At 66.1% G+C, this 21,177-nt stretch carries 19 protein-coding genes; 7 read left to right on the top strand and 12 right to left on the bottom strand.

Annotation, left to right across the window (positions count from 1 at the left end):
- Positions 1–4: 4 nt before the first annotated feature.
- Positions 5–433, bottom strand: a complete 429-nt coding sequence (mraZ, locus tag K309_RS0119955) for a division/cell wall cluster transcriptional repressor MraZ (protein WP_010814778.1) — start codon at positions 431–433, stop codon at positions 5–7.
- 456 nt (positions 434–889) lie between these two features.
- Entirely contained in the window at positions 890–1,513 is a 624-nt protein-coding gene (coq7, locus tag K309_RS0119950) for a 2-polyprenyl-3-methyl-6-methoxy-1,4-benzoquinone monooxygenase (protein ID WP_029048065.1), read from the bottom strand.
- A 334-nt stretch (positions 1,514–1,847) separates the two neighbouring features.
- Here coq7 and K309_RS0119945 point away from each other — a divergent pair, with 334 nt between their 5' ends.
- From K309_RS0119945 to K309_RS0119930, 4 genes are all read left to right on the top strand, one after another.
- Positions 1,848–2,981, top strand: coding sequence for a porin (locus K309_RS0119945; RefSeq protein WP_029048064.1), 1,134 nt, complete (start codon positions 1,848–1,850; stop codon positions 2,979–2,981).
- 170 nt (positions 2,982–3,151) lie between these two features.
- A complete protein-coding gene (locus K309_RS0119940; RefSeq protein ID WP_029048063.1) occupies positions 3,152–4,153 on the top strand; it encodes a tripartite tricarboxylate transporter substrate binding protein in 1,002 nt (333 codons plus the stop codon).
- 131 nt (positions 4,154–4,284) lie between these two features.
- On the top strand, positions 4,285–4,788 hold the full coding sequence (locus K309_RS0119935; protein ID WP_029048062.1) for a MarR family winged helix-turn-helix transcriptional regulator: 504 nt from the start codon (positions 4,285–4,287) through the stop codon (positions 4,786–4,788).
- Positions 4,785–5,231, top strand: a complete 447-nt coding sequence (locus K309_RS0119930) for a hypothetical protein (RefSeq protein WP_029048061.1) — start codon at positions 4,785–4,787, stop codon at positions 5,229–5,231. The genes K309_RS0119935 and K309_RS0119930 overlap by 4 nt, the downstream gene beginning before the upstream one ends.
- Positions 5,232–5,304: 73 nt before the next feature.
- Here K309_RS0119930 and K309_RS0119925 read toward each other — a convergent pair whose 3' ends face one another.
- The 4 genes from K309_RS0119925 to K309_RS0119910 form a co-directional block, all read right to left on the bottom strand.
- On the bottom strand, positions 5,305–6,987 hold the full coding sequence (locus K309_RS0119925) for a long-chain fatty acid--CoA ligase (RefSeq protein ID WP_029048060.1): 1,683 nt from the start codon (positions 6,985–6,987) through the stop codon (positions 5,305–5,307).
- Positions 6,988–7,170: 183 nt separating this feature from the next.
- A complete protein-coding gene (locus K309_RS0119920) occupies positions 7,171–7,821 on the bottom strand; it encodes a TetR/AcrR family transcriptional regulator (protein WP_035877959.1) in 651 nt (216 codons plus the stop codon).
- 101 nt (positions 7,822–7,922) lie between these two features.
- Positions 7,923–9,071 (bottom strand): aminopeptidase, encoded by a 1,149-nt coding sequence (locus K309_RS0119915; RefSeq protein ID WP_029048058.1) that lies wholly within the window; start codon positions 9,069–9,071, stop codon positions 7,923–7,925.
- Positions 9,068–11,176 (bottom strand): molybdopterin-containing oxidoreductase family protein, encoded by a 2,109-nt coding sequence (locus K309_RS0119910; protein WP_029048057.1) that lies wholly within the window; start codon positions 11,174–11,176, stop codon positions 9,068–9,070. Before K309_RS0119910 ends, K309_RS0119915 begins: the two co-directional genes overlap by 4 nt.
- A 286-nt stretch (positions 11,177–11,462) precedes the next feature.
- Here K309_RS0119910 and K309_RS0119900 point away from each other — a divergent pair, with 286 nt between their 5' ends.
- Positions 11,463–12,650: an ABC transporter substrate-binding protein gene (locus K309_RS0119900; protein WP_029048056.1), complete on the top strand. Its 1,188-nt coding sequence runs from the start codon at positions 11,463–11,465 to the stop codon at positions 12,648–12,650.
- Between the two features lie 70 nt (positions 12,651–12,720).
- Here the strand turns inward: K309_RS0119900 and K309_RS0119895 are convergent, their stop codons facing one another.
- The 5 genes from K309_RS0119895 to K309_RS0119875 form a co-directional block, all read right to left on the bottom strand.
- Complete coding sequence (locus K309_RS0119895; protein ID WP_029048055.1) at positions 12,721–13,782, bottom strand: ABC transporter ATP-binding protein; 1,062 nt, start codon at positions 13,780–13,782, stop codon at positions 12,721–12,723.
- Entirely contained in the window at positions 13,779–14,777 is a 999-nt protein-coding gene (locus K309_RS0119890) for an ABC transporter ATP-binding protein (protein ID WP_029048054.1), read from the bottom strand. Before K309_RS0119890 ends, K309_RS0119895 begins: the two co-directional genes overlap by 4 nt.
- Before the next feature lie 16 nt (positions 14,778–14,793).
- Positions 14,794–15,744 (bottom strand): ABC transporter permease, encoded by a 951-nt coding sequence (locus K309_RS0119885; RefSeq protein ID WP_029048053.1) that lies wholly within the window; start codon positions 15,742–15,744, stop codon positions 14,794–14,796.
- A gap of 3 nt (positions 15,745–15,747) precedes the next feature.
- Entirely contained in the window at positions 15,748–16,725 is a 978-nt protein-coding gene (locus K309_RS0119880) for an ABC transporter permease (protein WP_029048052.1), read from the bottom strand.
- 115 nt (positions 16,726–16,840) lie between these two features.
- Positions 16,841–18,427: an ABC transporter substrate-binding protein gene (locus K309_RS0119875; RefSeq protein ID WP_029048051.1), complete on the bottom strand. Its 1,587-nt coding sequence runs from the start codon at positions 18,425–18,427 to the stop codon at positions 16,841–16,843.
- A gap of 346 nt (positions 18,428–18,773) precedes the next feature.
- On the opposite strand from K309_RS0119875, the gene K309_RS0119870 reads away from it, so the two are divergent.
- Together K309_RS0119870 and K309_RS36910 are read left to right on the top strand one after the other, a co-directional pair.
- Positions 18,774–19,967 (top strand): M20 aminoacylase family protein, encoded by a 1,194-nt coding sequence (locus K309_RS0119870; protein WP_029048050.1) that lies wholly within the window; start codon positions 18,774–18,776, stop codon positions 19,965–19,967.
- Positions 19,968–20,042: 75 nt separating this feature from the next.
- Positions 20,043–20,897, top strand: a complete 855-nt coding sequence (locus K309_RS36910) for a DUF2891 domain-containing protein (protein ID WP_084402472.1) — start codon at positions 20,043–20,045, stop codon at positions 20,895–20,897.
- Here K309_RS36910 and K309_RS36905 read toward each other — a convergent pair.
- Positions 20,894–21,177 (bottom strand): transposase domain-containing protein (locus K309_RS36905; RefSeq protein ID WP_035877952.1); only part of this gene is annotated, 284 nt, incomplete at its 5' end. The genes K309_RS36910 and K309_RS36905 overlap by 4 nt on opposite strands.

The raw sequence follows: 21,177 nt of genomic DNA, 5'->3' as shown, positions 1-21,177 counted from the left end.
CTCTTCAGAAAGAGAAATTTTTCAATGCTTCGGGCATGCCTTGCGCCATCGCCTGCTGTTCCTTGGCGGCGTAGGTCGCGGCATCCCACACTTCGAAATGACTGCCCATGCCGAGCAGCATGACCTCTTTGTCGAGCATGGCGGCACTGCGCAGCTCCGGTGCGATCAGCACCCGGCCTGCTCCGTCCATTTCCACGTCGGCGGCGTTGCCCAGGAAGATGCGCTTCCACCAGTGCGCATCCATCGGCAGCGCTGCAATGCGCGTGCGGAAGGTTTCCCACTCGGGCCGCGGAAACAGCAGCAGGCAGCCATCCGGGTGCTTGGTCAGCGTCACCCGGCCCTCAGCCTGCTGTTGCAGCGCCTCGCGATGCCTGGACGGAATGGACATCCGCCCCTTGGCATCCAGCGACAGCGCCGATGCTCCCTGAAACACGCTCGCTCCCGGTCCCTGCCTGCTACCGGTGGCCCCTGGCAGCTGGCAATCGCGTGAATCCCTCTGTTTCCGACTGTGACGAAATGATCCCACGGTCGGTTCGCAATTTCACACAAAAATACACTTCCTCACACTATTTCCCACTTTAGAGGAAGCAATTTGGGCGGTCAAGGCTGGTTGCAGAGCAGCAAACGAGATTTTTCGAATCAGAACAATGACTTAGCGCGCACACCTCACGCACCGTGAAAGTGAATCCTTAATGAAATGAAGATGTTAGGGAGGAAAGCAGAGAAACCACCTGAGAACTGCGGGAGGAGAACTGCCGGCGGCGGCGGGAACGACTATCACGCAGCCCGGGGAAAGGATACAACAATCGCCCGCCAGCACTGGAAAATCAAGGGCCGGCGGGCAACCGCGAGCGAGCGGCCATGAGGCCGGGCGCGCTGCCGCCGCGCTTCAGATGCGGTAGGCGGCGGTGGTCATCACGCGAGAAGCGCCGCGCATCAGCGCACGCACCGGCGCGGGCAGCGGGATGCCGCCGGCATCGCGGGCGGCAGCGCCATGGCGGATCTCGTCGTCGCGCATCTGCTCGAGGATAGCGCGCGAGCGGCCGTCCGCTTCAGGCAGGCGGTCCAGGTGGCCGCCGAGATGGTGCTCGACCTGGCGCTCGGTCTCGGCCACGAAGCCAAGGCTGACCTTGTCGCCCGTCCGGCCCGCAACCCAGCCGATCGCGAACGCACCCGCGTACCACAGCGGGTTGAGCAGGCTCGGGCGCGAGCCCAGCTCGCGCAGCCGCTCGGCGCACCAGGCCAGGTGGTCTTCTTCTTCGCGCGCGGCCGCATCCATCTGCGCGCGCACTGTCGCGTTGCGCGCGGTCAGTTTCTGCGCCTGGTACAGGGCCTGGGCGCAAACCTCGCCGACATGGTTGATGCGCATCAGGCCGGCCACGTGGCGCCGCTCTTCGGCGCTCATCTGTTCGGTGTCCGGCGCCAGCTGGTCGGCCGGGTTGGCGCGCGCGGAGCGGGTTGCCCCGGCGATGGCCCGCAGTGCCACGTCGAATTCTTTGATCAGGGTGTCCATGTCGCGCAAGCGGATTGATCTTCTTGCTCCCGAGGTCTTCATGGTGGGGCACACGCGGCAGCGCGACCCGCGGCGACCGCATCGGGATTACCCGCATTGTAGCTTGCCTCTAATTCGCCGCATCCCGCGCCACGCCTTGCATCGATGCGGAGCGCTACTCAGAAACCCTGAGTTGCTAAAACCAGACAAGGGGGTTGCGCCCGAATGGTGAACGAAAAGTTGTTTGTTACAGTACTTCGCAACTTCCAAGGAAGTTTGACGCATGGGGGATGGAGACCAACAGGAGGTTCCCCCGGGCCGTCACCAATAATTCTTACAGTGGAGATCAACGAGCATGAAGAAATCGCTTCTGGCGCTGGCAGCGCTTGGCGCATTTGCCGGGGCGGCGCAGGCCCAATCGAGCGTCACGCTCTACGGTGTGGTGGATGCCAACATCGAGTACGTGAGCAACATGTCGAGCGTCATCCCGTCGTCCGCCAACGGCTTTGCCACCGGCCCGGCCGAAAACCTCTTCCGTATGTCATCCGGCGGCCTGTCCGGCTCGCGCTGGGGCCTGCGCGGCGTGGAAGACCTCGGTAGCGGCCTGAAGGCGCTGTTCGTGCTCGAAAGCGGTTTCGGCCTCGACAATGGCGGTCTGCAGCAAGGCGGCCGCCTGTTCGGCCGCCAGGCTTATGTCGGCCTGGAAAGCGCCCAGGCTGGCCGCTTCACCTTCGGTCGCCAGTACACCTCGCTGTTCGACATGATGGCCAATTTCTCGCCGGCCGGCTATGCCACCCAGTATGAACCGGTGGTGGCGCAACTGGGCCTGAACTTCCGCTCGGACAACACGGCCAAGTACACGGGCAAGTTCGGTCCGGTGACGGCGGTCGCCCACTGGTCGTTCGGCAACGGCGTCGCCGGCGGAGGCGAAGTCCCGGGCCAGTTCCGCCGCGATACCGGCTACGGTGCAGGCGTCTCATGGGCAGCCGGCCCGTTCGGCATCAGCGGCGCCTATGACCAGTACAACCCGACCCTGAACGCCGCCGGCGGCACCGGGGAGGCCAAGAAGGCCGCGGTCGCTGCCAGCTATTCCTTTGGCCCGGCCAAGCTGATGGCCGGCTATCGCTGGGGCATGAGCAAGGCGCCGAACGACAATACGATCCTGAAGGACAATTACTACTGGGTCGGCGGCAACTACCAGGTCACCCCCGCACTGGGCCTGACGCTCGCGTACTACTACGACGACGTCAAGAACTTCAACCCGGCTGCCACCGGCGCCACCAACAACATCAAGAACCCCTGGCAGATCTCGTTTATCGCGGACTACAGCGTGTCCAAGCGCACCGACCTGTACCTGACCACGGCCTTCTCGAAGAACGCCGGCCTGAACTTCGACACCTCGGCGATCAGCTTCGCCAATGGTTACTTCCTGGGTACCGGCGAAGACAAGATGGTCGGCGTCGCCCTGGGCATCCGCCACAAGTTCTGATCGCCAGCCTCACCGGCCGATCGTTCAAAAGGCACCTGCGGGTGCCTTTTTTCATGGGCGTGCGGCGCCTTGCGCTTAGGGCATCACCCCATCGGCGTGCCGATTGCGGCCAACTAGAATGCACATGCCACCGCCCGGCGACACGAGGCGGCTACACCAGGAGACCACGCATGCAACCCATTCGCCGGCGCGCCGTCGCGCTGTTGCTGTCCGGCAGCCTTGCCGCGCTCGCCAGTCCCGCGGCGCTGGCCGCCGATCCGTATCCGTCCAAGCCGGTTCGGCTGGTCGTCCCGTTTGCCGCAGGCGGCACCACCGATATCCTGGCCCGCGCCGTCGCCGCGGAGCTGGCCAAGCTGCCTGGCTGGAACGTGGTGGTGGACAACAAACCCGGCGCGGGCGGCAATATCGGCGCCGATATCGTCGCCAAGGCGGCGCCGGACGGCTATACGCTGCTGATGGGCACGGTCGGCACCCACGGCATCAACCAGTCGCTGTACGGAAAGCTGCCGTTCGACCCCATCAAGGACTTTGCACCCATCACCGAAGTGGCGGCGGTGCCGAACGTCCTGGTAGTCAACCCGGCCTTCGCGCAGCAGAACAAGATCGACAGCGTCAAGGACCTGATCGCTTACGCGCGTGCCAACCCGGGCAAGCTGAACATGGCTTCCAGCGGCAACGGCACCTCGATCCACCTGGCCGGCGAGCTGTTCAAGACCCAGACCAAGACCTTCATGGTCCATTTCCCGTACAAGGGCAGCGGGCCGGCGCTGACCGACCTGACCGGCGGCACCATGCAGGTGATGTTCGACAACCTGCCCTCGTCGATGGCGCTGATCAAGGCCGGCAAGCTCAAGGCGCTGGCCGTGACCAGCGCCAAACCCTCGCCGGCACTGCCGGGCGTGCCGACCATCGCGCAGGCGGCCGGCCTGCCGCAGTACGAGGCCAGCTCCTGGTTCGGCATGCTGGCACCCGCCGGGACACCGCCGGAAATCGTCCACCGCATCCAGCAGGAAGTGGCCAAGGCGCTCGGCGCTCCCGCGGTGCGCGAACGCCTGCAGGCACAGGGTGCCGAACCGGTCGGCAATACGCCGGAGCAGTTCGCGGCGCTGATCCGCGCCGAAACCACCAAATGGGCCAAGGTGGTCAAGGATTCGGGCGCCAAGGTCGATTGACGGCGGTTTGATCGCCGGCAGGGGCGACCGTCCGCATCGCGCATATACTTGAGGTATCAAATGTTGACTGCCGGCCGATCCTGCAGCCGCCGGCGGCGTTCGCCGCACACCCGCGCACCGTTGCACTGAAGATGCCAAACCTGTCCCCTGCCGCCGGCGCCGAGAACGCGCCGGTCGACCTTGAAACCCGTGCCGACCAGACCGAGCACGAAGCCCTGCGGCTGTGGCTGCGGCTGCTGACCTGCACCAACCTGATCGAAGGCGACATCCGCTCGCGGCTTCGGCAGGATTTTGCCTGCACGCTGCCGCGCTTCGACCTGATGGCCCAGCTCGATCGCCACCCCGAAGGGCTCAAGATGGGCGAGCTGTCACGCCGCATGATGGTCACGGGCGGCAATGTCACCGGCATCACGGACCAATTGCAGCAGGAAGGGCTGGTCTCGCGCGAGGCGCTGCCCACCGACCGCCGCGCCTACCTGATCCGCCTGACGCCGGCGGGACGCGCGGCATTCTCGCGCATGGCGCGTGCGCATGAGGATTGGATCGGCCAACTGTTTTCGGGGCTGGCCGAAACCGACCGGCGCGCGCTGTTCCGACTACTCGGCAGGCTCAAGAACGGCCTGATCTCGCCATGAAGACGCTACCCTACCTCACGCTGTGCGGCCTGCTGCCGCTCCTGGCCGCCTGCAGCAGCATGCCGCAACCGCCGCAGATGACCCCGGTGAACGCCACCATCAAGCTTGGCCGCGTGACCGAAAGGACCTTCCTGACTCGGATGGACGTCGCGCAGGCGCCCGCTTATTACGGCAGCGGTACCAGCGTCGGCGTGGGTGCCGCGGGAGGTGGCGGAGGCGGCGGGGTGGGCGTAGGCTTTGCCTTCGACCTGAGCCGGCTGTTCAGTCGCCCGGCGCCGGTGCAGCAGATCGACCTGTTCCAGTACAAGGTGCGGACCATGGACGGCACGCTCGTATCGGCCAATGCGCCGGCGATACCGGGCCTGGAGCCGGGCGCGTGCGTGCGGGTGATCTACCTGGATGGCAGTACGGATCCGAGACTGGCGCCATCGAACGAATGCTGAGCCGCGGAAGCGGCGCTGGAAAGCAAACGGCCTCCGTTGCGGAGGCCGTTGTCGTTTGCGCAGGCGCTGGCGCTCAGGCCGCCTTGCGGCTGTCGCGCAGTTCGCGGCGCAGGATCTTGCCGACGTTGGTCTTGGGCAGCTCGGTGCGGAACTCCACGTACTTCGGCCGCTTGTAGCCGGTCAGCCGCTCCTTGCAGAACTCGATCACGTCCGCCTCGGTCAGCGCCGGGTCCTGCTTGACCACGAACAGCTTGACCACCTCGCCAGAGTGCGTGTCGGGCACGCCCACCGCAGCCACTTCCAGCACGCCCGGGCACTCGGCCACCACGCCTTCGACTTCGTTCGGGTACACGTTGAAACCCGACACCAGGATCATGTCCTTCTTGCGGTCGACGATCTTGGTGTAGCCGCGCTCGTCCATGATGCCGATATCGCCGGTCTTGAAGAAGCCGTCAGCGGTCATGACCTTGGCGGTCTCGTCCGGGCGGTTCCAGTAGCCCGCCATCACCTGCGGGCCACGGATGCAGATCTCGCCCGGCTGACCCAGCGGCAGGTCCCTGCCATCGTCGTCGCGGATCACCACTTCGGTCGACGGCAGCGGCATGCCGATGGTTCCGGAGAAGGCATTGCTGTCGGTCGGGTTGCAGGTGGCCGACGGCGAGGTCTCGGACAGGCCGTAGCCCTCGATGATCGGGCAGCCGGTCTTGTCCAGCCACTTCTTGGCCACCGCTTCCTGCACCGCCATGCCGCCGCCGTTGGCCACGCGCAGGCCGGAGAAGTCGACCTTGGCGATCTCCGGGTTGTTGATCAGCGCGTTGTACAACGTGTTGACCGCCGGGAACATGTTGAACTTGTACTTCTGCAATTCCTTGATAAAGCCCGGGATATCGCGCGGGTTGGGGATCAGCACGCTCATGCCGCCGCTGCGCATCCCCAGCAGGCAGCAGACGGTCAACGCGAAGATGTGGTACAGCGGCAGCGCGGTGATGGTGACGACCTGGTCGATATGGCCGCCCTTGGCCAGCGCCGGCTGCATCCAGGCCTCGGACTGCAGCACGTTGGCGACCACGTTACGGTGCAGCAGCACCGCGCCCTTGCTCACACCGGTGGTGCCGCCGGTGTATTGCAGGAAGGCGATGTCGTCAGGTCCGGTGGTCGCCGGCTGCAGCGTGAGCCTGCCGCCTTCGGCCAGCACGCTGTTGAAGCGCACGCAGTTGGGCAACTCCCACGCCGGCACCATCTTCTTGACGTTGCGCACGACAAAATTGACGATCGCGCCCTTCAGTCCGCCGAGCAAGTCGCCCATGCTGGCGACCACCACGTGCTTGACCGGCGTGCGGGCCAGCACCTGCTGCAGCGTGGCGGCAAAGTTCTCCAGGATGACAATGGCCTCGGCGCCGCTGTCCTTGAGCTGGTGCTCCAGCTCGCGCGGGGTGTAAAGCGGATTGACATTGACCACGACGAAGCCGGCGCGCAGCACCGCGGCCAGCACCACCGGATACTGCAGCACGTTCGGCATCATGATTGCCACGCGCGCGCCGGGACGCAGCCCGCGCGACTGCAGCCACGCGGCGAAGCGCGAGGACATCTGGTCGAGTTCGCCGTAAGTGATGGCCTTGTCCATGCAGACAAAGGCCTTGCGGTCGGCATAGGTGCGGAAAGACGCTTCGAGCAGCTGGGCAAGCGTACGAAACTGGCTGGCATCGATCTCGGCGGGGACGCCGGCCGGGTAGTGTTTCAGCCAAATCCTGTCCATAGCACCGTCTCCTGAATTTCTGAATGGTCGTTCGATTTTGCCGTGATGCTAAACGGGCGCTTCGGTTAAAACAACAACTTAGACGAAGTCCTCGGGGACATTGTTCGAGGCAACGCGCCCCTGACGGGCATTATGCGCCACCGGTGCCGCGGTGGCAGCGGGATAACCCCTAGGCCCGTGGGTTCAACCTCCGCCGGGCAGCACCAGCTTCATCATGTTGGTGGCGAGTTCGTGCGCAAGCGCCTCGTCGTCCATGCGGCCCGGCTGGTGCCACGTGTACATGAAGCCGACCACGCTGCCGATTGCATGCGCCGTCACGCGCGCATCGCCAAAGGCAAACACGCCCTCGCGCTTGCCCTCTTCCAGCAACGCATACAGGTCGCGGTAGAAGCCGCGCGCCATGCTGTCGAGCCAGGCCACGGTATCGGGGCGCAGGTACTGGTGGTCGCGGAAGCTGAGCGTCGCGGGCACGTGGCAGGCAACGCAGCGGCGTGCCATTTCGAGCAGGCAGGCATGCAGGCGCTCGCGCACCGGCAGCGCCGGGTCGGCGGTCTCGCGGATCACGGGCAGGCAGGTCTGCGCCGACTCGCGGCACAGGATGTCGAAGATCTCGTACTTGTCGGTGAAGTAGTAGTAGACCGCCGGCTTGGTCACGCCCAGCGCGCGGCACAGGTCGTTCATGGTCATGCCGGGATAGCCCTTGGTATAGAAGAGCTGCGCGGCGGTATCGAGGATCTGGCGGCGGCGCGCTTCCTGGCGCTCGGCGATTTGCATGCGTGCCGGCACGGGCTCGGGCGCAACGTCTGCGGGGGCGGGTCTCTGTACGGTCGACATGATCGCAATTCTCGCATGGCGGCATGGGGCTGCCAGCGTGGCCGCGCGCTCAACATGGCCAGCCCGAAGGGAAACCGCGCTTTATCGATACCTGCCAGCCGTCAGTCGGGCCCGGCCGCCGTGCCGCTCGCGGTCAGCGTATCGACGCGGGTAGCGGGCGGCGCCAGCCGGCGCAGCGTGGCCTCGCGCTCGGCGGCCGGCAGCGCGCCGATGCGGCCGGCTTCGGCATAGAAGCGGCGCCAGTCGCCATCGCACTGCGCCAGCAGCGCGGTAAAGGCCGGCACCCACTGCTGGTACGTCGCCACCGCCGCCAGGTGGGCATTGGTCAGCGGCTGGTCGAACCAGCGGTCATAGCCGCTGTAGTTGCCCCACTCCAGCTTGAGCCGAGCGTATTGCTCGCGCATGTCGGCGAAGATCCTGGCCTTGCCCTCGCGCTTGGCTTCGCCGTCCAGCGGCGTCTGGTACAGCGCCGCCAGCCGGTCGCGCGTGCCGAGCAGCAGCGCGCGGAACTGCTGACGGCGCGCGTCATACTGCCGGTAGCTGGTGCGCGCATCCTCCGAGGCATCCTCCGCCAGCCAGCGCTCCACGCCGGCGGCTTCCACGGCGGTGGCAAAGGACTCGTTGAAGGCGGTGTCGTTGCGCACGTAGACGACCTGGTGCGCCAGTTCGTGGAAGATCAGCCGCGCCAGCTCGCCCTCCGGCAGGTAGACGAAGGTATTGAGCAGCGGGTCGTCGAAATAGCCCAGCGTCGAATAGGCGGGGATGCCTGCGACGTACGCTTCCAGGCCGTCGCGGCGCAGGCCCTGCGCGTACTGCTCGGCGTCGTCCTGCGCGTAGTATCCCCGGTAGCTGATGCAGCCGACGATAGGGAAGCACCACTTGCGCAGCTCCATCGACAATTCGGGCGTGGCGAACACGCTCCACACCACATAGGGCCGGTGCAGGTTGGCATAGCGGCGGTAGCTGCCGTTGTCGGGCAGCTTCAGCTCGCGCGACGCGTAGTCGCGGATGCGGCCGGCCAGCGCCAGCCGTTGCGCCAGGCGCGCGTCGTTGGCGTCGCGTGCGCCGGCGATGGCGTCGTTGAGCGGCTGCGCCTGCGCCATCACGCCGAGGTGGCCGCCGATCGACTGCGCGTAGTAGCCCACGGTTTCGCATCCGGCCGTGAGCAGGGCCAGGCCCGTCATGACCGACGCCGCCAGGATTGCCGCCCCGCGCCGGCGGCCCGGCCGCGCGCCTTGCCGCGTATTCATGCGGGCTGGACTGCCCCTTCCGTGCAGGCCTCGACCTGCACCAGGCAGTCATAGAATACCGGCGCCCGGCCCAGGTCGGTCAGGCGCTGGCTGGTCAGTTCGTTCGCGTTCTTGCCGTCCGAGGCCAGCTTCTTCCACCAGATCGACAGGCCCACCACCAGCCCGCGCCGGGCGCGGTCGGTCACGCGGGCGCGGGCCAGCATGCTGCCGCGGTCGTTGAAGGCGCGCACCATGGCGCCGTGCACGATGCCGCGCTCGGCGGCGTCGGCCGGGTGGATGTCCAGGTGCGGCTCGCCCTCGGTGGCGCGCAGGCTGTCGACATTGACGAACGAGCTATTCAGGAAGTTGCGCGCAGGCGGCGAGATCATCGCCAGCGGGTAGCGCGCCGCGAGTTCCGGCGCGGTCGCGGGGGACTCGTACTGCGGCACGTAGTCGGGCAGCGGGTCGAAGCCGTCGCGCGCCATCGGCTCGGAATAGAACTGGCACTTGCCCGAGGCGGTGGGAAAGCCGCCTTCGGCGAACGGTGCCGGCGCCAGCGCCAGCTTCTGCCAGCCCTGCTCCTTGAGCGACGCCCAGCTGATGCCGGCGGCGCGCGCATCGCCCGGCAGGATCGCCTGCGCGGCGATGTCCTCGTCGGTGTCGGCGAAGCACGGCTCGGTGAAACCCATGCGCTGCGCCAGGCGGCGGAAGATCTCGGTATTGGGCAGCGCCTCGCCCATCGGTGCGATCGCGGCGTTGTTGGCGAGGAAATAGGTGTGGCCGTAGGCCTTGTGCACGTCGGTGTGCTCGAGCTGCGTGGTGGCCGGCAACAGGATGTCGGCGTAGTCGGCGGTATCGGTGCGGAAATGCTCGAGCACTACCGTGAACAGGTCCTCGCGCGCGAAGCCGGCAGCGACCTTGGCCGACTCCGGCGCCACCGCGACCGGGTTGCTGTTGTAGACGACCACCGCCTCGATCCGCGGCGCGCCGGGCGCGGGGTCAGCCAGCAGCGCATCGCCGATGGTGCTCATGTTGACCAGGCGCGGCAGTTTGCCGGGCCCGCCCGGCAGCAGGTCAGGCCGCTGCAGCGCGGCATCGTTGATCGGGAAGAAGCCCGAGGTCGACAGCTGCAGCCCCCCGGCGGCATGGCGCCACGCGCCCACCAGCGAGGGCAGGCACGCCACCGCCCGCACCGCCTGGCCGCCGCCGTGCACGCGCTGCATGCCGTAGTTCAGGCGGATCGCCACCGGCTGGCGCTCGCGCACCGCCAACTGGCCGTAGAGGCCTGCCAGCCACTCGATGTCTTCGACCGGAATGCCGCAGATCTCGGCCACGCGTGCCGGCGGATAGGCCTGGGCGCGCTCTCGCAGTGCCTCGAAGCCCACCGTGTGGCGTTCGATGTAGTCATGGTCGAGCAGCCCGTCGCGGACCAGCACATGGATCATGCCCAGCGCGAGCGCGCCGTCGGTGCCGGGCATCGGCGCGATATGGCGGTGGCATTTCTCGGCACTCAGCGAACGGTAGGGATCGATCGCCACCAGCGTGGCGCCGCGCCGCTTGGCTTCCTGCGCACGTGTCCAGAAATGCAGGTTGGAAGCGATCGGGTTGCCGCCCCAGATGATCACCAGCTTCGCATCGACCACGTGCTCCATGTCCATGCCGACGCTGGCGCCATAGGTATAGCGCAACGCGGTGGCGCCGGCGCTGGCGCAGATGGTGCGGTCCAGCCGCGACGCGCCCAGCTTGTGGAAGAAGCGTGCGGCCATGCTCTCGCCCTGCACCAGGCCCATGGTGCCGGCATAGCTGTACGGCACGATGGCCTGCGGATCGCGCGCGGCGATGGCTTGCAGGCGCGTTGCGATGGTGTCGAGCGCTTCATCCCAGGAAATCGGTGCGAACTTGCCCTCGCCTTTCCTGCCGATGCGCTTCATCGGCGTCAGCAGGCGGTCGGGGTGGTAGGTGCGTTCGGTGTAGCGCGATACTTTGGTGCACAGCACGCCCTGCGTGCCGGGATGGTCCGGATCGCCGGCCACCTTGACGGCGCGGCCGTCCTCGACGGTGACGAGCAAGGCACAGGTGTCGGGGCAGTCATGCGGGCAGGCGGCGCGGACAATGCGGGAAGCCATGGGATCTCCGGGGGGCTGGCGGTCAGTCGTTATCTTTCGTTCGGTCGGAACGTGAGGTTTATGGCGCGGTTGCCGCGGGTCGCGGGCCGGCGCCGGCGCTGCGGCGCGTCCCCGTCCGTGCGGGCGTACGGGACCAGGCGCGGGGAGTATCTCGATCGGATTGTATTCGATTATGATGTGCCGGCGCGCGGCCGGCGCCATGCTGGCGGCGCGCTTGCCGACCAATGCCGGCGCAGACCGGCGCATGGCGGCGAACGGGTAACCGAACCATATTTCGCGGGGGTTTATGTTTTTCCGATCCGGGGTCAATGGCCGGCTTGCCGGCCTGCTGGTGGCGTGCGCCATCGGCACGGGCGGCGCATCCGGCGCTGCCATCGCCAGCACTGCCACATCCGAAACCGGCGTCACCGCCGATACCATCCTGCTGGGCCAATCGGCCGCGCTGACTGGGCCCGCCGCGTCGCTCGGCAAGCAGATGCACGCGGGCGCACGGCTCTATTTCGACCACATCAACCAGCAAGGCGGCATTTTTGGCCGCAAGATCCGGCTCGAGGCGCTGGACGACTACTACGAGCCCGAGCCTGCCGCCAAGAACACACGGAAGCTGATCGAGGAAGACCGCGTTTTCGCGCTGTTTGGCTACGTCGGCACGCCCACCAGCCAGGCCGCGCTGCCGCTGGCGACACAGGCCAGGGTGCCGTTCTTCGGCCCCTATACCGGCGCGCGCTCGGTGCGCGAGCCGCGCAGCCGCTACGTCTTCCATGTCCGCGCCGGCTACGGCGACGAAGCCGCGGCGATCCTGCGCCAGATCCAGACCACCGGCCTGAAGCGCGTGGCCGTGGTCTACAACGACGATGCCTACGGCAAGGCCGAGCTGGAAGAGCTGGAACGCGCGCTGAAGAGCGCCACCGACAGTGGGGTGCAGCTGGTCGCGCGCGAAGCCGTGGTCCGCAATACGGTGGAAATCGGTGACGCCATGCAGGGCGTTATCAAGGCCCAGCCCGATACCGTGGTGATGATCAGCGCGTATCGCACGGCCGGCGCCTTCGTCAAGGAAGCGCTGCGGCGCGGCTACAACGGGCAGTTCTACAACGTTTCCTTCGTCGGCACGCAGGCGCTGGCAAACGAGGTCGGCGCGAAAGGCAGCGGCGTGATCATCTCGCAGGTGATGCCGCATCCGGGCAACGCAACGCTGCCGGTGGTGCGCGAATACCTGCGCCTGCTTCAGGCCGCCGGCAAGCCGAACGAGTTCGACTACGCCAGCATCGAGGGCTACATCGCGGCGAAGGCCTTTACCGAAGGGCTGCGCCGCGCGGGCAAGGACCTGACGCGCGAGAAGCTGGTGACGGCACTGGAATCGATGCGCAGCCTTGACCTGGGCGGATTCATCGTCAACTTCACGCCGGAGAACCATGTGGGGTCACGGTTCGTGGAGATGACGGTGATCAATTCGAAGGGGCAGGTGATCCGGTGAGTTTTCCAGCCGCGCTGGGTTTCTCCCCTCTCCCTCTGGGAGAGGGGAGCAAGACGGCTTGGGTCCTCTCCTACTTCATGTCATTCAAATGGCAAGCCGAAAACCGCATCGGCGCGATCTCCTTCAACGCCGGCTGCTCCTCCTTGCAACGTGGCATCGCATACGGACAGCGCGGATGGAAATGGCACCCCGACGGGGGATTCAATGGTGACGGAATCTCGCCCTTGATCGCCACATAGGTTTTCTTGCCGACCTCCAGCTTCGGCGCTTCGGCCAGCAGCGCCTGCGTGTACGGATGGTTCGGCGCGGCGAACACGTCCTCGGTCGGCGCCGACTCGACCACCCGCCCCAGGTACATGATCACCACCCGGTCGCTGATGTGCTTGACCACGCCAAGGTCATGACTGATGAACAGGTAGGTCAGGTTCAGCTCTTCGCGCAGCCGCATGAACAGGTTCAGCACCTGCGCCTGGATCGATACGTCGAGCGCCGCCACCGACTCATCGCAGACCAGAAACTCCGGCTTCACCGCCAGCGCGCGCGCAATGCCGATGCGCGCGCGCTGCCCGCCCGAGAACTGGTGCGGGAAGCGCCGCAGCACGGTCGGGTCCATGCCGACGCGCACCAGCATGTCCTCGACATAGCCCTTCTGCCCGCCACGGTCGACCATGCCGTGCACCACCGGCGCCTCGCCGACGATGTCCAGCACGCGCAGCCGCGGATTGAGGGACGCGTACGGATCCTGGAAGATCATCTGGATCGCCAGCTGCTTCTCGCGGCGCTTGTCCGGCGGCAGGTGGTCGAGGTTGGTGCCGCGCCACAGCCGATCGCCTTCCGTCAGCGTGTGCAGGCCCACGGCCATGCGGCCCAGCGTGGACTTGCCGCAGCCGGATTCGCCGACCAGGCCCACCACCTCGCCGGTGCGGATGCTCAGGTCGACGCGGTCGACCGCATGCACCACCTCTTCGCGCGCATGGGCGCCGAACAGGTTGGCGATGCGCGCCGCGGTGTCGAGCGACTTGACGAAACGCTTGGACACGCCGCGCAGCTCCAGCAGCGGCGCCGCGGGCGTCTCACCGGGAGCGGCCGCAGTGTTTGCCATCGGTCGGGATTGCAGTTCAGTCGTGGTCATGCCGCCTCCTGGTTGGCCAGCACCGGGTGGAAGCAGCGCAGGCGGCGGCCGTCAGGCGCGGTCTCCAGCGGCGGCTCGGTCTTGCACGCGGCGGTCGCGTACGGGCAGCGCTCGCGGAACGAGCAACCGCCCGGCAGGTTCAGCAGCGATGGCGTCATCCCCGGGATCTGCCGCAGCGGCGCGCCGCGCGGGTTGCGCGACGGCGCCGAACCGATCAGGCCGTGCGTGTACGGATGCTCGGGATGCTCGAGCACCTGGCGCACATCGCCCGCCTCGACAATCTTGCCGGCATACATCACGCACACGGTATCGGCCAGCCCGGCCACCACCGACAGGTCGTGCGTGATCCAGATCAGCGCCGTGCCGGATTCGCGGCACAGGGTCTGCATCTCGTACAGGATCTGGCCCTGGATGGTGACGTCGAGCGCCGTGGTCGGCTCGTCGGCGATGATCAGGTCGGGCTTGTTCAGCAGCGCGATCGCGATCGCCACGCGCTGGCGCATGCCGCCCGAGAACTGGTGCGGATAGGCCAGCAGGCGCTCGTCCGGCGACGGGATGCCGACCCGCGCCAGCGCATTGCGCGCGCGCTCGCGCGCCACCGCCTTGCCGACGTTCTCGTGCGCCAGCACCGCCTCGATCATCTGCGTGTCGATGCGCAGGACCGGGTTGAGCGTCATCATCGGGTCCTGGAAAATCATCGCGATGCGGTTGCCGCGCACGTCGCGCTGCTGCGCCGGCGTCAACGCGCGCAGGTCACGCGTGATGCCGTCGCGGCTGGTCAGCGCAATGCGCCCGTCGACGACCTTCCCGGGCGGGTCGATCAGGCCCATGATCGAGTAGCCGGTCATCGACTTGCCGGAACCGGACTCGCCCACCAGCCCCATGATCTCGCCGCGGCCCACGGTAAAGGACACGTCGTCGACAGCCTTGGCAATGCCGCCGCGCGTGTAGAAATGCGTCTTCAGGTTCTCTACGACGAGCGTAGGTTGTGCCATGTCGGTCTCCCGCGGGTTATTGCGTCTGCAGGCGCGGGTTGAGCACGTCGCGCAACTGGTCGGCGACCAGGTTCATCGCCACGATGGTGACCACCAGCGCGATGCCCGGGAAGAAGCTGATCCAGTACTTGCCCGACAGCATGTATTGCTGGCCGTTGGAGATCAGCGAGCCCAGCGACGGCTCCGTGATCGGCACGCCCAGCCCGAGGAACGACAGCGTCGCCTCCAGCGTGATGGCCGACGCCACCTGCAGCGCCGCGATCACGATCAGCGGCGGCAGGCAGTTGGGCAGCAGGTGGCGGAACATGATGCGCCGCGGCGGCAGGCCCAGGCAGGTGGCCGCCTCGATATATTCCTTGCGGCGCTCCACCAGCGCGGCGCTGCGCGTGGTGCGCGCGTAGTAGGCCCACTGCACCGCCACCAGCGCGATCACGATGTTGCCAAGCCCCGGGCGCAGGAACGCCAGCAGGATCAGCGCCAGCAGGATCGGCGGGAACGACAGCTGCAGGTCGGCCACGCGCATGATGAACGCCTCGGTACGCCCGCCCAGGAAGCCGGCCAGCAGCCCCAGCGTGGCGCCCAGCAACAGCGCGATCACGGTGCTGACCACGCCCACGCCGATGCTGATGCGCAGCCCGTACATCACCGCCGACAGGATGTCGCGCCCCTGCTCGTCCGAGCCGAGCAGGAAGGTCATGCCGGTGCCGGCCTTCTCGCCCGGCGCCAGGCGGGCGTCGAGCACGTCGAGCGTAGCCAGGTCATACGGGTTCTGCGGCGCCAGCCATGGCGCGAGGATGGCGATCAGGATGATGGTGACCAGCGTGGCCAGCCCGGCCACGGCGATCTTGCTGGAAAAGAACTCCATGGCAAAGCGGCGCCACGGCGACTGTTCGCGCGCGGCCGGCGGTGCGGCCGGTGGTACGCCCGGCGGCGTCTTGTCTTGCGGTTCGACGGTTGCGGCAGTCATGGCTCAGCCCTTGTTGTCGGCAATGCGCACGCGCGGATCGAGCATGCTGTAGATGATGTCCACCACCAGGTTGATCAGGATGAACAGCGTCACGATCACCATCAGGTAGGCCACGATCACCGGCCGGTCCAGCAGCTGGATCGAGTCGATGATCAGCTTGCCCATGCCGGGCCAGGCAAAGATCGATTCGGTCACGATTGCGAACGCGATGATCGAGCCGAACTGCAGCGCGATCACCGTGACGATCGGAATCAGGATGTTCTTCAGCACGTGCACGCCGACGATGCGCGTATTGGACAAGCCCTTGGCGCGCGCAAACTTGACGTAGTCCTGCAGCATCGCCTCCTGCGTGCCGGCGCGCGTAAGCCGGATCACCATGGCGATATTCAGCAGCGACAGCGTCACCGCCGGCAGCACCAGGTGGCGGATGCCGTCGACGGTCAGGAAGCTGAGCGGGATGCCGAGCACGCGCACGGTCTCGCCGCGCCCGTTGGACGGCAGCCAGCCGAGCTGCACCGCGAACACCATGATCAGCATCAGGCCGACCCAGAAGGTAGGCAGCGAGAAGCCCAGGATCGACACCGTCATGATCGACTTGCCCGCCACGCCGTTGGGCCGCAACCCGGCCCACAGCCCCAGCGGAATGCCCAGCACGATCGCCAGCAGGATCGCGCAGACGGCCAGCTCCATGGTGGCTGGCATGCGCTCGAAGATCAGCTTGAGCGCCGGCGTGCCGTGCGCGAACGAAGTACCGAGGTTGCCTTGCAGCGCATTCTGCAGGAACACCCAGTATTGCTCCCACAGCGGCTTGTCCAGGCCGAGCGCCGCGATGGTGCGCTTGATGTCCTCCTGGTCGGCCTGCGGGTTGATCAGGATGTCGACGGGATTGCCGATGGCAAAGACGCCGAGGAAAACCAGCAGCGACATGACGAAGAGCACCACTACGCTCTGCATCAGGCGCCGGATGATGAAAACCAGCATATTCAGACCACTATCCTTTCGCGCGCGAATGCGCACGCCGCCCGGGAGCGGGATGCGCTTCCGGGCGGCGCGGCAGCCGTGCGCGGCACCGCGAACTCAGCAGCAGGCAGCCTGCTTACTGGGGCTTGAAGTTATGCGCGTAGGTGCGCTCGTCGGTACGCGGCACATAGACGATGCCCTTCTGCGTGGCCCAGGTGGTCACCTGCTGGTGGATCGGGATGATACCGCCATCGTTGATCGCGATCGCGGTGGCTTCCTGCAGCATCTTGGAGCGTTCGGCATCATTCACGGTAGACAGCGCCTGTTCCAGCACCACGTCCATCTTTGGGTTGCAGTATTCGCCCCAGTTGGTGGTGCCGAAGCCCTTCTTGCTGTCCTCGCACGCCAGCAGCGCGCGCAGCGGCGAGCTGACCTCGCCGGTCTGCGCGCCCCACCCGAGCAGGCCGAACGACCACTCATGCTTGATGCCCTTGGACGAGTACGTCGCCATCGGCATGCCTTCCACCTTGGTAACGATGCCGATGCGGGTCAGGTTCTGCGCGATGGTCTGCGCGATCTTCTCGTCGTTGACGTAGCGATTGTTGGGCGTGTGCAGCGTCACGCCGAAGCCGTTCGCGTAGCCGGCCTGGGCCAGCAGCTTCTTGGCGCCTTCGGGGTCGTACTTGACCGTCTTCAGGTTGGGGTTGTAGCCGAACAGCGTGGGCGGCACCAGGTTGTTGGTCGGCTCCGACAGGCCTTCCATCAGCCGGTCCTTGATGCCCTGCCGGTTGATCGCCATGCTGATGGCATTGCGCACGCGCGCGTCCTTCAGCGGATTCTTGTCCAGCGGCGCGCCTTCCTTCGTGGTGACGTAGGGCGACTTGTCGCGCTTGGCATCGAAATACAGGTAGATCACGCGGTGCGAGATCTTCGAGAAGAACGACAGCTTGGGATCCTGCCGCACCTTGGGCAGGTCGGGCGTCGGCACGTTCTCGATCGCCTGCACGTCGCCCGACAGCAGCGCCGCAAGGCGCGTGGCCGGGTTCGGGATAAAGCGCAGCGTGGCCTTTTCCCACGCCGGCTTGGCGCCCCAGTAGTTGTCGTTGCGCACCAGTTCGACCCGGTCGTCGCGGGCGTAGCTGACGAACTTGAACGGCCCGGTGCCGATCATGCCCTTGCCCTGGGCGAAATCGTCCGAGCTCAGGCCCTGCGTGGCCTTCTTCTGCACGATGAAGATCGACGTCAGGTCGTTCAGCATCAGCGGGTACGGCTTGTTGGTGGTCAGCTGGATGGTGTACTTGTCGATCACCTTCTTGTTGACGATCGCCTTGGTGTAGACGTCGAACTTGCCAGGGCTGTTCTGGATGGTGGCCGGGCGGTCCAGCGACCAGACGATGTCTTCGGTGGTCAGCTCGGAACCGTCATGGAACTTCACGCCCTGTCGGATCTTGAATTCCCAGGTCAGGTTGTTGACCAGCTTCCAGGATTCGGCCAGGCCCGGGATGATGCGGCTGTCCGGATCCATCTTCACCAGCGAGTCGAAGATGTGCTCCGACACGTTGATATTGGAGAACAGGTTGTAGAAATGCGGATCCATCGAGGTCGGCGGCGAACTCATGGCCAGTTTGAGGTCCGCGGCCTGGGCGCTGCCGGACCAGGCCAGGCCAAGGGCCCCGGCCACGGCGACAGCACCGATTGCCTTCTTGAAAGTGCGAAGGGACATCGCGCAATTCTCCCTGTAGGAAGTGAAGCAGACGTTTTAGGATCGGCAATGCGCGCGCCGCGGGTCACGCAGCAGGTCGCGCACGGGCGCTGCTTTTTGGTGCGCAATCTGGGCGCAGTGATGCAGCGCAAAACGGCAATTTGCCGGCCGGGCACTTCAAGCATGAACTGTTCCAGCAGTCGACATGCGAGGGCAATGCGGGGAAACCCACACCACTTGGCATATTGCACCGCGCCATTCGCTGGATGAGGCACGAACCGGCGCATTTTGGCGCTTTTCCAAGAGGCATCGTATGATCGGGGTTATCCGACGCCTACCCGGCTCGCCACGCCCAGACTCCGGCATCATGAAGCTCATCCCCGAAATCCTGCAGGCGCAGGCCGAAATCCGCGCGATCCGCCGCGATATCCACGCTCATCCGGAACTCTGCTTCGAAGAACAGCGCACCGCCGACGTGGTTGCGCGCAACCTCGAGTCGTGGAGCATCGAAGTGCATCGCGGCCTCGGCACCACCGGCCTGGTCGGGGTGATCCGCAACGGCAGCAGCGCGCGCACCATCGGCCTGCGCGCCGACATGGACGCCCTGCCGCTGCAAGAGGCCAACACCTTCGGCCACCGTTCACAGCATGCGGGCAAGATGCATGCATGTGGCCACGACGGGCATACCGCGATGCTGCTCGGCGCGGCGCGCTACCTGGCGCAGCACAAGCCCTTCGACGGCACCGTGCACCTGATCTTCCAGCCGGCCGAGGAAGGCGGCGGCGGTGCGCGCGAAATGATCAAGGACGGACTGTTCTCCCGTTTTCCCTGCGATGCGGTATTCGGCGTGCACAACTGGCCAGGCATGCCGGTAGGCGCCTTCGGCACGCGCACGGGTCCGCTGATGGCATCGAGCAATGAATTCCGCATCGTCGTGCGCGGCAAGGGTGCGCATGCGGCCATGCCGCACAATGGCAGCGATCCAGTCTTCACCGCCGCGCAGATCGTCTCGGCGCTGCAGGGGATCATCACCCGCAACAAGCGCCCCATCGATACCGCGGTGATCTCGGTCACGCAGTTCCATGCCGGCGACGCAACCAATATCGTGCCGAACGAAGCCTGGATCGGCGGTACGGTACGCACGTTCACGGTGCCGGTGCTCGACCTGATCGAGCGGCGCATGGAGGAAGTGTCCCGCGCTGTCGCGAGCGCGTTTGACTGCACCGTCGACTACGAATTCCACCGCAACTATCCGCCCACGATCAACACCGAAGCCGAAACCGGCTTCGCCGCCGCGGTCGCCTCCGAACTGGTGGGCGAAGCCAATGTCGACAGCGACATCGAGCCGACCATGGGCGCCGAGGATTTCTCCTTCATGCTGCAGGAAAAGCCGGGCTGCTACCTGTTCCTCGGCAACGGCGACGGCGCACACCGCGACAGCGGGCATGGCATGGGACCCTGCATGCTGCATAACCCCAGCTACGACTTCAACGACGAATTGCTGCCGGTGGGCTCGACTTTCTTCGTGCGGCTGGTGGAGAAGTGGCTGGCGCCTGCGTAACAACAAGAACTCAAGGCGCAGCCTGCAGGCAGAATCGATAACAGCGCATTCGCGCAAGACAGGGGGAGCATCTGCATGGGCCGCTCGGCGCTTGATCGGGGGACGGCGCGCAGCTTTGCGCGCGTGGCACTGGACAATATCCTGCGCCGCTATCCGTACAAGGTGGATCACATGATGTGCGCCGCCGGCGACGTGGCCGAGCCGGCGAACTGGCACCCGGCCTTTTGCGGCAGCTACGACTGGCATTCGAGCGTGCACATGCACTGGCTGCTGGTGCGGCTGCTGGCGCTGTACCCTGACCTGGATGAAGCGGACGAACTTCGCGATGCGCTCGACGCGCAGCTGCGGCCGCAGCATATCGCGGTCGAACTGGACTATTTCCATCGGCCCGGTTCGCGGACGTTCGAACGTCCGTATGGCTGGGGCTGGGTACTGAAGCTGCAGGCCGAATTGCTGGCGCTGGCTCAGCTGGATCCGCGCGCCGTGGCATGGGCCGAAGCCTGCGCTCCGCTCGCCTCGCACCTGTCGCGGCAATTGGCTGAGTTTCTGGACGCGGCGGATTTCCCGGTGCGCACCGGCACACACTTCAACAGCGCCTTTGCCTGCGTGATGGCGCTGGCCTACGCGCGCGCAGCGCAGGACACGGCGTTGCGGCGCGCCATCGTGCGGCGCGCGCATCGTTGGTTCGGGCACGACCGCAGCTATCCGGCGCGCTATGAGCCGGGCGGCGATGAATTCCTGTCGGGCGGCATGACCGAAGCCGTATTGATGCATGCCGTCATGGACGGCAGCGCGTTCGGGCAATGGTGGGAAATGTTCGTGCCTGGGCCGGCGGAACTGGCCAACTGGCTGACTCCAGTAGAGGTCGCCAATCGCAGCGTAAGCGGTCGACTAACAACGCCTCTTGCGGCCGGATACGAGGTCGGCTAAACAGCGGATGTCTTGAGATTCCAAGGCAGCAAGGCCTCGTAGTCGTCAGCGGTCTTCGCGAGCGGCAGCGCCTTGAACAAGGCGACGAGATAGCGGTACGTATCGACGCCATTGGCCTTGCAGGTCTCAATGATCGAGTACAGATTCGCGCTTGCGTTCGCGCCAGCCACGGTGTCACAGAAGAGCCAGTTCCGGCGCCCTACGGTGAACGGCCTGATCGAATTCTCAATCACATTGTTCGATATCGGCCAGGCGCCGTTCTCGACGTAACGGACGAGCT

Origin of the sequence: Cupriavidus phytohabitans, assembly GCF_000426345.1 — a bacterium.
Classification (GTDB): Bacteria; Pseudomonadota; Gammaproteobacteria; order Burkholderiales; family Burkholderiaceae; genus Cupriavidus.
Note: the sequence above shows the minus strand (reverse complement) of the source record. Positions and strands in the feature narration are given on the sequence as shown.

Coding starts and splice junctions, on each gene's coding strand:
- K309_RS0119885 (WP_029048053.1), bottom strand. CDS start 15,744: ATGACTGCCGCAACCGTCGAACCGCAAGACAAGACGCCGCCGGGCGTA.
- K309_RS0119880 (WP_029048052.1), bottom strand. CDS start 16,725: ATGCTGGTTTTCATCATCCGGCGCCTGATGCAGAGCGTAGTGGTGCTC.
- K309_RS0119920 (WP_035877959.1), bottom strand. CDS start 7,821: ATGTCGACCGTACAGAGACCCGCCCCCGCAGACGTTGCGCCCGAGCCC.
- K309_RS0119925 (WP_029048060.1), bottom strand. CDS start 6,987: ATGGACAGGATTTGGCTGAAACACTACCCGGCCGGCGTCCCCGCCGAG.
- K309_RS0119935 (WP_029048062.1), top strand. CDS start 4,285: ATGCCAAACCTGTCCCCTGCCGCCGGCGCCGAGAACGCGCCGGTCGAC.
- K309_RS36910 (WP_084402472.1), top strand. CDS start 20,043: ATGGGCCGCTCGGCGCTTGATCGGGGGACGGCGCGCAGCTTTGCGCGC.
- K309_RS0119900 (WP_029048056.1), top strand. CDS start 11,463: ATGTTTTTCCGATCCGGGGTCAATGGCCGGCTTGCCGGCCTGCTGGTG.
- K309_RS0119910 (WP_029048057.1), bottom strand. CDS start 11,176: ATGGCTTCCCGCATTGTCCGCGCCGCCTGCCCGCATGACTGCCCCGAC.
- K309_RS0119945 (WP_029048064.1), top strand. CDS start 1,848: ATGAAGAAATCGCTTCTGGCGCTGGCAGCGCTTGGCGCATTTGCCGGG.
- K309_RS0119915 (WP_029048058.1), bottom strand. CDS start 9,071: ATGAATACGCGGCAAGGCGCGCGGCCGGGCCGCCGGCGCGGGGCGGCA.
- K309_RS0119940 (WP_029048063.1), top strand. CDS start 3,152: ATGCAACCCATTCGCCGGCGCGCCGTCGCGCTGTTGCTGTCCGGCAGC.
- K309_RS0119930 (WP_029048061.1), top strand. CDS start 4,785: ATGAAGACGCTACCCTACCTCACGCTGTGCGGCCTGCTGCCGCTCCTG.
- K309_RS0119870 (WP_029048050.1), top strand. CDS start 18,774: ATGAAGCTCATCCCCGAAATCCTGCAGGCGCAGGCCGAAATCCGCGCG.
- K309_RS0119890 (WP_029048054.1), bottom strand. CDS start 14,777: ATGGCACAACCTACGCTCGTCGTAGAGAACCTGAAGACGCATTTCTAC.
- coq7 (WP_029048065.1), bottom strand. CDS start 1,513: ATGGACACCCTGATCAAAGAATTCGACGTGGCACTGCGGGCCATCGCC.
- K309_RS0119875 (WP_029048051.1), bottom strand. CDS start 18,427: ATGTCCCTTCGCACTTTCAAGAAGGCAATCGGTGCTGTCGCCGTGGCC.
- K309_RS0119895 (WP_029048055.1), bottom strand. CDS start 13,782: ATGACCACGACTGAACTGCAATCCCGACCGATGGCAAACACTGCGGCC.